10 protein-coding genes and 1 pseudogene are annotated in these 10,183 nt (G+C 65.4%); 6 read left to right on the top strand and 5 right to left on the bottom strand.

The window, feature by feature from the left end; all coding sequences use genetic code 11:
* The first annotated feature begins 1,169 nt into the window (after nt 1–1,169).
* Complete coding sequence (locus G4O04_04190) at nt 1,170–3,020, top strand: S9 family peptidase (GenBank protein HEY57723.1); 1,851 nt, start codon at nt 1,170–1,172, stop codon at nt 3,018–3,020.
* 143 nt (nt 3,021–3,163) lie between these two features.
* On the opposite strand, the gene G4O04_04185 is transcribed toward G4O04_04190, so the two are convergent.
* From G4O04_04185 to G4O04_04170, 4 genes are all read right to left on the bottom strand, one after another.
* On the bottom strand, nt 3,164–3,913 hold the full coding sequence (locus G4O04_04185) for a hypothetical protein (protein HEY57722.1): 750 nt from the start codon (nt 3,911–3,913) through the stop codon (nt 3,164–3,166).
* 76 nt (nt 3,914–3,989) lie between these two features.
* Nucleotides 3,990–4,193 carry a hypothetical protein gene (locus tag G4O04_04180; protein ID HEY57721.1) on the bottom strand — a complete coding sequence of 68 codons (204 nt, stop codon included), beginning with the start codon at nt 4,191–4,193 and terminating at the stop codon, nt 3,990–3,992.
* Entirely contained in the window at nt 4,183–4,566 is a 384-nt protein-coding gene (locus G4O04_04175) for a nitroreductase family protein (GenBank protein ID HEY57720.1), read from the bottom strand. Before G4O04_04175 ends, G4O04_04180 begins: the two co-directional genes overlap by 11 nt.
* A 48-nt stretch (nt 4,567–4,614) precedes the next feature.
* A complete protein-coding gene (locus tag G4O04_04170) occupies nt 4,615–5,364 on the bottom strand; it encodes a sulfite exporter TauE/SafE family protein (protein HEY57719.1) in 750 nt (249 codons plus the stop codon).
* A 151-nt stretch (nt 5,365–5,515) separates the two neighbouring features.
* Here G4O04_04170 and G4O04_04165 point away from each other — a divergent pair, with 151 nt between their 5' ends.
* The 5 genes and pseudogenes from G4O04_04165 (at nt 5,516) to G4O04_04145 (ending at nt 7,939) form a co-directional block, all read left to right on the top strand.
* Nucleotides 5,516–6,103 carry a hypothetical protein gene (locus G4O04_04165; GenBank protein ID HEY57718.1) on the top strand — a complete coding sequence of 196 codons (588 nt, stop codon included), beginning with the start codon at nt 5,516–5,518 and terminating at the stop codon, nt 6,101–6,103.
* Nucleotides 6,104–6,105: 2 nt separating this feature from the next.
* Nucleotides 6,106–6,399, top strand: coding sequence for a transcriptional regulator (locus tag G4O04_04160; protein ID HEY57717.1), 294 nt, complete (start codon nt 6,106–6,108; stop codon nt 6,397–6,399).
* Nucleotides 6,400–6,427: 28 nt separating this feature from the next.
* Nucleotides 6,428–7,143 (top strand): annotated as a pseudogene (locus G4O04_04155) (ABC transporter ATP-binding protein).
* Between the two features lie 17 nt (nt 7,144–7,160).
* On the top strand, nt 7,161–7,340 hold the full coding sequence (locus G4O04_04150) for a hypothetical protein (protein ID HEY57716.1): 180 nt from the start codon (nt 7,161–7,163) through the stop codon (nt 7,338–7,340).
* A gap of 20 nt (nt 7,341–7,360) precedes the next feature.
* Nucleotides 7,361–7,939: an ABC transporter permease gene (locus tag G4O04_04145; GenBank protein HEY57715.1), complete on the top strand. Its 579-nt coding sequence runs from the start codon at nt 7,361–7,363 to the stop codon at nt 7,937–7,939.
* A gap of 242 nt (nt 7,940–8,181) precedes the next feature.
* Here the strand turns inward: G4O04_04145 and G4O04_04140 are convergent, their stop codons facing one another.
* Nucleotides 8,182–9,894 carry an aldehyde ferredoxin oxidoreductase gene (locus tag G4O04_04140; protein HEY57714.1) on the bottom strand — a complete coding sequence of 571 codons (1,713 nt, stop codon included), beginning with the start codon at nt 9,892–9,894 and terminating at the stop codon, nt 8,182–8,184.
* Between the last annotated feature and the right edge of the window lie 289 nt (nt 9,895–10,183).

Raw genomic sequence — 10,183 nt, 5'->3', positions numbered from 1 at the left:
CGATACCGGTGCAAGACCTGCAAGCAGACCTTCACCGAGACCAAGGGGACGATCTTCTATCGTCGCCGGACGCCCGAAGAGGAGATCATTGAGCCCCGGACGTTCATCGCCGAAGGCGTTCGCATCAGCAGCCTGGCGCGGGTGAAGGGGCACAAAGAGGACACGATTTTGGCCTGGCTTCGGGCTGCCGCTCAGCATGCGGAACAGATCGAAGAGATGCTCATGACCGAGTACCACCTGGATCAGGGACCACGGGACGCCTTCTGGTCCTACGCCCTCTGGTCCTACGTGGGACACAAGGGCAAAAAAAGGCTACCCCGAAACCGAGGAAAAGGGAGGGTTTTGGCGGGCAACGATGATCGAGCCGAGTACGCGACGGCGTGCGGCCCGCGGGATGGGCAAGAGGGAAACCGAGGCCGCCATCGAGGCGTTTCAAAGGCTGAAACGGCGCGACCATCCCGATGCCCCGCCTCCGACCGTTTCCCATGGCTGCGGGGGCATCCGCGAAGCGATGCTCGAAGTCTACGGGAAGGAGTCGGCATACGCCGGGAGAGGGCGACCGCCGACCAAGCAACGGTCTGAGGATAGCCGGCCCTACCTGCAGATGGTCCAACAGCGGGAGAAGGGGCGTGTCATGGGACTCCGCTTACGCGTCGTCTACGGAGACAAAGAAGATGTCCTCCGCCTTCTGGAGCACAACACGGCCGATGGGATGGAGAGCGCCCCATCTCCCGGCGCGCCATCTGGGCAGCCGCCTCACACGGAAGACGCCGGCCTACTCCCAGGCCCTCGAGATGTACCGATCTGCTGCCGTCTGGGGAGACATGGTTTACAACCGGATCCGTCCGCTCAAGACCTTGCGCCTTGAGGTCGGCGATCATCCGCAGCGCCGCTGGTTTCCTCGGACACCGGCTATGGCTGCCGGCCTGACAGATCATGTCTGAACTGTTTAAAGAGCTGCTGACTACTGTGCCCGTCTCTGCTGGCAACATTTAACCGGGAGACTACCAAAGAGCCTACCCGGGCTGTGACCATCATCACACGCCCCGTGGTGCCCGGCCCCAAAAGGCCAATCCCCCAGACAGGCCATCCGGAGCCTGAGGCTTGCCATCCTTCTCCCAACTTCTGCGCTATACTTACGCATACATCATTTTCAGGAGATTTGCACCATGGCTGAACCCTACGGACGCTGGCCCTCCCCTATCTCGCCGCACGACCTGGCCGCCCTATACCGCCTCAACGATGTCCAATGGGACGCCGATGGCCAGACCCTGGTCTGGGATGAAAGCCGCGGCGGGCACAGCCTGCTGGTGGCCCAACGCCAGGGCGACGCGCCGCGCGACCTTTTCCGCGACCACGCCCTGCGGCCCGGCGTGGGCTACGGCGGCGGTGCCTTCGGTGTCGGTCGCGGGCAGGTCGCCTTCGTCGCCGAGCAACGCCTCTTCGTGCAGCCCCTCTCCACCGGCAAGCCGCGCCCCCTCACCCCGGCTTTCGGCCACGCCGCCTCCCCCGTCTTCTCCCCCAACGGCGCCTGGCTGGTCTTCGTGCACACCTACGAGGACCACGACGCCCTGGCCGCCGTGCCCACGCAGGGCCAAGGCTGGCCCCAGCGCATCGCCTATGGCGCCGATTTCTACATGCAGCCCACCTTCTCCCCCGACGGGCGCTACTTGGCCTGGGCAGAGTGGGACTTTCCCAACATGCCCTGGGACGGCACCCGCCTGATGCTCGCCGCCTGGCGCGAAGGCCGCCTCGAGGTGCCCCGCCACCTGGCCGGGGACAAACGCACCCCCATCTTCCAGCCCACCTTCTCCCCCGACGGGCGTTATCTGGCCTACCTGGCTCAGGACGAAGAATGGGACACCCTCTATCTGCACGACCTGGAGCAGGGCACCACCCGCCCCTTGCTCGGCGACCGCTGCCTGATGCTCCCTGCCTGGGTGCAGGGCCTGCGCACCCTGGCCTGGCTGACCCCCGAACGGTTGCTCGTGCTGGAAAACCGCGCCGGCTTCAGCCGCATCCTGCTCGTGGGGCTGGACGGCAGCGTGCAGGAGCACGACCCCGCGCCCTACACCTGGTTGCGCCAGCCCGCCGCCGCGCTCCAGGGTGACCGCGTGGCCTTCCTCGCCTCCTCCCCCCTGATTCCCGAACGGGTGGTGGTGTGGCACCTCGCCGACCAACGCTGGGAGACCCGCGCCCGCAGCGCCCCCGAGAACATCCCAGTCGCCTACCTTCCCACCCCCGAGGACATCACCTGGAAGGCACCCGACGGCCTCACCGTGCACGCCCTGTACTACGCGCCGGTCCCCGCCGAGCAGCGCAGCGAAACGCCACCGCCGGCCATCGTCTCCGTGCATGGCGGGCCCACCTCCCAGCGCACCAGCGCCTTCAACGCCCAGGCCGCCTACTTCGCCAGCCGCGGCTACGCCTACCTCGAACTGAACTACCGCGGCTCCACCGGCTACGGACGGCGCTACCGCGAGGCCCTCTACGGCCGCTGGGGCGAAGCGGATGTGGAAGACGCCGTGGGCCTGGCCCGTATCCTGGCCGAGCGCGGCCTAGCCGACCCCAGGCGCCTGGTCCTCCTGGGCGGCAGCGCGGGCGGTTACACCGTGCTCAACACCCTGGCCCGCCATCCCGGCCTCTACCGCGCCGGGGTGGACCTCTACGGCGTCAGCGACCTCTTCGCCCTTGACCTGGACACCCACAAATTCGAGCGCCACTACACCGCCAAACTGGTGGGCACCCTGCCCGAAGCCGCCGAGAAGTACCGCGCTTGGTCGCCCCTCTTCCACGCCGAGCGCATCCGCGACCCGCTGGCCGTGTTCCAGGGCGGCAAGGACAAAGTGGTCCCGCCAGACCAGTCGGCGCGCATCGTGCAGGCCCTCCGCCGGCGCGGCGTGCCGCACATCTACAAAGTGTACCCCGATGAGGGCCACGGCTTTCGCCTGCCCGAAACCTTGGAGGACTTCTACGCCACCCTGGAGCGCTTCCTGCTCCTCCATGTGGTCTTGGCCTGAGCCCCAGGGGTCGGCACCGGACACCAGGGTCAGGCCCCTTCCCCCAGCCCCCTCAAGGGCCAATCCCTCCCAGGAAGCGAAACCAAAACCCCGGCACCGGTGACACCGTGCCGGGGTTGGTTTTCGTCTTTGGCCCAACGGGCTTACGGCGTGGGCGCAGGCGCAGGTGTGGCGGTGGCTGCAGGGGTGGGCGTATCCGTGGGGCCGACCACCACAATCTCCACCCAGAAGGAATCCGTGGCCCCCGGCCCTAAACCAAAGGTGGTGCCCTGGTCATCCTGTAGTTTGTAACTGGCCCGATAGGTCCCCGGCTCGGCGGGCGCGACAAAGGAAATGCTGATGGTCACCTCATATCCGGGGGGAACCTCCAACGGCATGGGCACCTCTTCCGCGCCACCCATCGGGTTGCCTTCCACGAACACCACCTTATAATCCTTCGTCCAGGTGCAACTACCGCCGTTGTGCAGCGTCCAGGTCTTAGTGAAGGCCTGGCCGGGCTGCATCTCCGTGCCGTCGGGGATCGTCTCGCGCACGAAGTAGGCCAGATGGCAGGGCGCCTGGGTGGGCGTGATGGTGGGCGTAAGCGAGGGGGTGGGGCTCTGGAACCAGATGGGCGTCGGCGTGGCGCTGGGAACCGGCGTATCGGTGGGCGGCTCAGGAGTGGCAGTCGGCGCGTTCTGGGCGTTCTGAGTCATCAGCGCCTGCACCGTCTGAGCGGCCAGCGTGGCCGCCAGGGAAACCGGGTCCACCGTGGCGGCCTCGGTGGGCGGCTCCGCCGGGCGAGCGGGGGTCAACAGCCGGTGTTTGCTTAGATTGAGACCGATGACCACCCCCACCAAGGCCAGGACAATCCATGCCGCGATAATGGCAAACCATTGCTGGCGACGAGTCATTGCTTGCTCCTCAACAGGTTCGGGCTTCCATATGACCCAATTCTACCGCAAAATGAAGCCAGAAGGGAGCCTGTCCTCATCGCCGGCGCTTGCCCTGCAAACTCACATCGCCAAAGCCGAACACCTGCGGCGGCAACTTAAAGCCCGCCGCTTCCAGCCGCGGCATGAACAGGGGGCGAATCCCCGTGGGTTTCAATTCACCCAACACCTTACCGTCCGTGTCCACTCCAGTCTGCTCGAAGCGGAAGATATCCGTCAGGGTGACGATGTCACCTTCCATGCCCGAAACCTCGGTCACGGCGATCACCTTGCGCGAGCCATCGCGCAGGCGGGAGGTCTGGATGATGAGGTCCACCGCCGAGGATTTGCTGGCGAATGGCCTTGGCCGACAGGTCCACCCCGGAGAACATCACCAGGGTCTCCAACACCAGCGGTGCCTGGCGGGCGATGAACATCTGATCCCAGGCCGCCTGAGCCAGCGCCTGCTTCACCTCAGGCCTCGTAGGAGCGAATACCTCCACCGCCTGCAAATTCCCTGCCGAGGGCGCCCGTTGGGCCGCCCGCAACAGACGACGCACCTTCTCCTCCTCGATGGGGCGAGCCTGAAAGGCGCGCACCGAGCGTGGCCGTTCGATCAGCGTGAAAAAGTCCATCCCTCACCTCCTGGAGAGCGGCTCTCGGCGCCCGCCGCACAGGCCGCCTTATGAAAAGAACACGCCGTAAAAGTACTTGCTGATGGCCACCAGCAACACCAGGCCCAACAAACGCCGCATCGTCACACCGGAAAACTTTCGCGCCCCCAGATACGCGCCACCAAAGGCGGCCAGGATCCCCGCCGGGAGCAGCGTCAGGCCCAAACTGTTCAGCAGAAAATTGCCGCCCAACACCCGCCCCACAAGCCCGCTGGCCGAGTTGATGAAAATAAACACCGAGGCCACGGCCGAGGCCTCCTTGCTGGTGCCCCAGCGCATGAGCAGAATCAGAGGCGAGAGGAAAATCCCTCCACCGATGCCCACCATGCCCGAAAGCAGCCCGATGACCGCCCCGACGCCCATCCCCACGAGGGGCGACAACGCCCTCCGGGAGGCCAGATCGTCCCCAGGCCTGGAGAAAAACAACATCCGCCCCATCACGAAAGTCAACACCCCGTAGAGCAGCATGAAATAAACCTGATCGTGCAGCCGCAGATACCCCCCCATGAAAGCCGCCGGGATGGAGGTCACCAGAAAGGGCCAGAGCAGGCGAAACCGGAAGTGGCCCGCCGAGTAATAGTTCAGAAAAGCCACGGAAGAGACGACCAGATTGAGCACCAACGCCGTGGAAGCCATCAACTTCGGCGGCAAATCGAACAGGCTCATCACGGCCAGGTAACCGGTGGCCCCGCCAAACCCTACGCTGGCGTAGAAAAAGGCGATGACAAAAACGGTCAGCGGCAAGAGCAAGAAAGGCATCGCGATTTTTCCTGCAAAGAACGAGTTTCTCGTATTGTACTACCGCTCTCCCCTTGACAAACACTTTGCTTTGCAATATACTTTGCATTGCAAAGTATTTGACGCAACAAAGCGCATCACATCGCAAAGCCCACCCCGAAAGGAGGAGCCCATGAACAAGCCGACACCCATAACCAACAAAGAAGCCCAGGAGGCCCTGACCCTGGTCGAACAAACGGCACAACGCATGCGCCAGGCCCTGGGCGAGAGCGCCATGGCCGAGTATTTCCTCATCTGGGGCGTGGTCTGGACCATCGGCTTTCTCAGCGAAGCCCTGCTCCCCAATCGGTCCGGCCAGGTGTGGATGATCGGGGACGGGCTGGGGCTGCTGGCCACAATTTGGGTCAGTTGGCGCCGCGCCTTGCGCGTGCGCAGCCCCCAGTATGCCGCCCTGGGGCGCCAGATCGGCCTGTTCTGGTTAGGCCTGTTCTTTTTCGGTGCCGCCATCCTGTGGGTCGCCGCGCCCCCTACAGAAGCGCAAATGGGGTTGCTCATCAGCCTGATCGCCATGCTCGGCTACTGGGTGATGGGGTTCTGGGTGCACAGCAAGGTTCTCAGCGGGACCGGCGTCGCCATCGCCATCCTGCTGCTCCTCGGTTACTACGGGCTGCCCCAATGGTTCCCCTGGTGGATGGCGATCGGGGGCGGCGGCGGGCTCATCGGCGTCGGATGGTACCTGCGCCGCGGTCGGAGGAAATAGCCATGGCGCGCTTCAATACGCTGATCCACCAACCCACCCGATTACAAATCATGGCCGCGCTGAACGCCCTGGACGAGGACGCTGAGTTGGACTTCACCGCCTTACGCGACCTGTTGGGTATCAGCGACGGCAACCTGGCCACCCATCTGCGCAAACTGGAAGACGCCGGTTACATCACCATCACCAAGACCTTCGTCGCACGACGCCCCCGCACCTATGTGGCCATCACCCCGCTCGGCCGGCAGGCCTTCGCCGGGCACATCCAGGCCCTCAAGGAAATTCTGGGCACCGACTGACCCATCAGCCCCCTCAGGAGGATACGCTATGGGCTACGCCATCGAAGTCCACGACCTGCGCAAAGTGTACGGCCCCACCGTGGCCGTGGACGGCCTTTCGTTCACCGTGGACGAAGGAGAAATTTTCGGCCTGCTGGGCCCCAACGGTGCCGGCAAGACCACCACCGTGGAGTGTCTGGAAGGCCTGCGCGCGCCCACCGCGGGCACCGTACGCGTGCTGGGCATGGCCCCCCAGCGCGAGGGCCGACGCCTGCGCCAACGCATCGGCATCCAACTGCAGAAAAGCGCCCTCCCCCGCCGCCTGCGGGTGGTCAGGCCTGCGACCTTTTCGCTTCCTTCTATCCCGAGCGGGAAGGCCGGCACACCTTGCTGAAGGAAGTGGGCCTGTGGGAAAAGCGCCACGCCTTCTTCGGCCAACTCTCCGGCGGCCAGAAGCAACGCCTGTTCATCGTGTTGGCGTTGCTCAATCGTCCCCGGGTGCTCTTTCTGGACGAACTAACCACCGGCCTCGACCCGCAGGCCTGCCACGCCATGTGGGACCTGGTGCGCCGCATCCGCGACCGGGGCACCACGATCCTGCTCACCACCCATTTCATGGACGAAGCCAAAACCCTCTGCGACCGCGTGACCATCCTGGACCACGGTCGGCTGCTGGCGCTGGACACCCCGGGCAACCTGGTGCGCGCCATGCGTCTCGGCCCGCGGGTGGTGCTGCGCGTCGCCGGCGCTTTCTCCCCTCGCTGATGGAAGGGCTGGCGGAGGTGACGGACATCCAAGGTGCTGGGCAACACCGTGGAGGCCACCCTGACCGCCGAGGGGCGGTTTCCCGCTTAGTGACTCACCTGGAAGCCCAGAGGGTGCGCCTGCTGGATATGCGGGTGCGACAACCCAACCTGGAAGATGTGTTCCTCCGGCTCACCGGGCGTCCGTTGCGCGAATGAGTCGGTCAGGAGGTGTTTGGATGAATGGACAGGCCTATCTCAAACTGACCTGGGCGCAGGTCAGGCTGTATCTCCGGGAACCGGCAGCGCTCTTTTTCACCCTGGCCTTCCCGCCCATGTTGCTCTTGCTCTTTAGGGCGGCTTTCGGCAACGCCATCAACCCCACCTATCGGGTCGGCTTCGTGGACTCCTACACCCCGGCCCTCATCGCCCTGGTGGCGGGTACGGTGGGGCTGATGAGCCCGCCGGTGAAAACCGCCTCGGACCGGGAGAGCGGCGTGCTCAAGCGCTTTCAGGCCACCCCGCTCAGCGCCCGCGTTTACCTGCTGGCCGACCTGACCACGGCGCTGGGCGTCAATCTGATCGCCGTGGCCCTCACCGTGGCCCTTGGCTTCGCCGTGTACCATCCGGCTCCACCCCGGCATCCCTTAGCCATGGCGGGCGCCACCGTGCTGGGCGGGCTGGGCTACCTGCTGGCGGCCCTCCTCCCCACCGCCCGCACCGCCCAGGCTGTGGGGTCGGTACTGTTCTTTCCCATGATGTTCCTCTCGAGCACCAGCATCCCGCTGGATTTGCCCCCACCTGGTTGCAACGGCTGAGTGAGGCGCTGCCCATGACCCGCATGGTGCACCTACTCGGCGAACTCTGGCTCTCCGCCACGCCCCAGGGGTTGCTCCCCGACCTGGCCGGGATGGCCGTGGTAGGCCTGTGGGCGGCCAGCCGCATCTTCCGCCGGTCGTAAATTCCCCAGCGCCTGAACCCCACCACGAAAAACGCGGCCCGGCTGGTCAAACCACCGGGCCGCGGTCGTTTCCTCACCTCAGGGGCGAAACGCCCTTGTTCAGACCAGGTCGGCAAACACGCCGTCCAGATCCTCCTCAGGTACATCGAACACCGCGCCCGTGGGCGGCACCGGCTCGCGGGTCATCCATTCGGGCAGGCGGTCGTCGGCCGCGGTGAACCCGGCGCGGCGGTTGAAGGCCAGTTCCAGCCGCAAGGTCTCCGTGCCCAACGCCTTGAGCACATCCTCCCCCACATCCTCCCAGCCGTAAATGGCCCGCAACAATCGGGCGATGAGGTCCTTGGGCGCGGCAGCAAAGCCAAACCCGGCGAAAATGCAAGCCCCCAGGGTGTCGTAGCCTGCCATGCTGACCTGCACCCTGCGGGAAAGTTTCGCCTGCCCCTCGGGGCTAAGATGATCCACCTTGGCGCGGATGGTCAGTCCGGCGGTGTGGTCGGCCCCTTGAGGGCTGGTGGCATAAGTCACCCCGGTGCCCTTGATGGCCCGCGGCTCGTAGGCCGGCATCCCCTGTCCCTTGACCGCCGGCACCTGCTCCACACCGAGCACCTTGCCGGTGATCACCGCGCCGTTGCCCAGGATGCGTCCCAGGGGAGTGCCCTGGCGAATCTCCTGCAGCAACGCCAGGGCCTGTTTGCCGTCGCCCCAGTGGAAAAGGCCAGCCCGGCCCGCCACTCCCAACGCGCCGCCGATTTCGATGGTGTCCAGGCCCAGATCGTTGGCCTCGCGGTTCAGGTGGGCGATCACATCCAGGTCATCGATGCCCAAATTGGAGCCCAACAGGCCAATGGTCTCGTACTCCAACGGCGAGGTGAGCACCTGGCCCTGCTCATCGACATACACATTGGAACACTGAATCACGCACCCCGGCATACAGGCATGAGAAGGCGCGCCCGGCTTGCCCCGCTGCAAGATGCGCTCGCGCAACGCATCGCCGGTGATGCGCTCCCAGCCCTCGAAGAAGCCCGCCGAAAACCCGCGCGTGGGCAAACTGCCGAACTGGGTGGTCATGGCTGTCATGGCCGCGGTGCCGTAATCGTGATACACCTTAGTCTGCGGATGGCCCAGCAGCGCCTGGGTGTACACCTTCTTCGCCTCGCGCAGGGCCTTGGGATCGGCCACCTGCGGGTGCGCGTCCGGCGGCGGGTCGAAAACGATAGCTTTGATGCGCTTGCTGCCCATCACCGCACCCATCCCACCGCGGGCGCTGATGCGGCTGGGCACGCCATCGCGGTCCAGGTTCTGAATCCCCGCGGCGCGCAGCCTCATCTCCCCCGCCGGGCCGATGAGGGAGATGGCCGCCCGTTCACCGTAGCGCTGGCGCAGCCGTTCCGCCGCGGCATACACCCCCAGCCCGGCCAGGTCGTCGGCCGGCTCGAAGCGCACCCCCTGGCCGTCCACCACAATGACCCACCAGCCGTCCTCCTCGGGGCGATCCTCCAGGAGCAACGCTTTGATGCCTAAGCGGACCAGCGCCGCCCCTGTGGTCCCCCCGGCGTTGGTCTCCTTGACTCCACCGGTGAGGGGGCTTTTTCCTCCGATGGAAATGCGGTCACAGGAAGACAACCCGTACCCCACCAGCAGCCCCGGGGCCCAGATGAGCGTGTTCTGGGGCCCCAGAGGATCGCAGGCGGCCGGGACCTCGTCCAACAAGATCCAGGCAATCAGGCCCCGGCCCCCCAGGCGTTGCCAGGCCTCCGGAACGGCCTCCCAGCGCGCCTCCTGAGTTCGGGTATTGATCCGCAACACGCGCATGGCTCCTCCTCAATTTCCGGGAAGAGGTCTCCCCTTCTTGACGACTCCCGGGTTTGTCAGCGGGGGTTCAACGGCCAGCGGACCACCGGGCAGTCTGGCCGCCTCCTCCCCTCCGCGGCGTTCTCCATTATACGGCACTTCCCGCCTGAAACAAAAAGTGTGGCGCGGCGGGAACCACAACCCACGTCGGCAAGCTGTTTCCTTTCCCTCGATTGGGAAAACTTTAACCAAAACCAAGCCGCGTGCTACGAATATGACATTTGTCACTTGCGCCCCCCATCCTCACTTT

It is taken from the genome of Anaerolineae bacterium (assembly GCA_011176535.1).
GTDB lineage: Bacteria > Chloroflexota > Anaerolineae > Anaerolineales > DRMV01 > DUEP01.
The sequence above is the reverse complement of the archived record's forward strand: the minus strand, read 5'-3'. Positions and strand labels throughout refer to the sequence as shown.

What these genes read in the sequence shown, in the direction of transcription:
- G4O04_04180 (HEY57721.1), bottom strand. Translation starts at nt 4,193, where the DNA reads ATGGAAGGTGACATCGTCACCCTGACGGATATCTTCCGCTTCGAGCAG.
- G4O04_04145 (HEY57715.1), top strand. Translation starts at nt 7,361, where the DNA reads ATGAATGGACAGGCCTATCTCAAACTGACCTGGGCGCAGGTCAGGCTG.
- G4O04_04165 (HEY57718.1), top strand. Translation starts at nt 5,516, where the DNA reads ATGAACAAGCCGACACCCATAACCAACAAAGAAGCCCAGGAGGCCCTG.
- G4O04_04140 (HEY57714.1), bottom strand. Translation starts at nt 9,894, where the DNA reads ATGCGCGTGTTGCGGATCAATACCCGAACTCAGGAGGCGCGCTGGGAG.
- G4O04_04175 (HEY57720.1), bottom strand. Translation starts at nt 4,566, where the DNA reads ATGGACTTTTTCACGCTGATCGAACGGCCACGCTCGGTGCGCGCCTTT.
- G4O04_04185 (HEY57722.1), bottom strand. Translation starts at nt 3,913, where the DNA reads ATGACTCGTCGCCAGCAATGGTTTGCCATTATCGCGGCATGGATTGTC.
- G4O04_04170 (HEY57719.1), bottom strand. Translation starts at nt 5,364, where the DNA reads ATGCCTTTCTTGCTCTTGCCGCTGACCGTTTTTGTCATCGCCTTTTTC.
- G4O04_04190 (HEY57723.1), top strand. Translation starts at nt 1,170, where the DNA reads ATGGCTGAACCCTACGGACGCTGGCCCTCCCCTATCTCGCCGCACGAC.
- G4O04_04160 (HEY57717.1), top strand. Translation starts at nt 6,106, where the DNA reads ATGGCGCGCTTCAATACGCTGATCCACCAACCCACCCGATTACAAATC.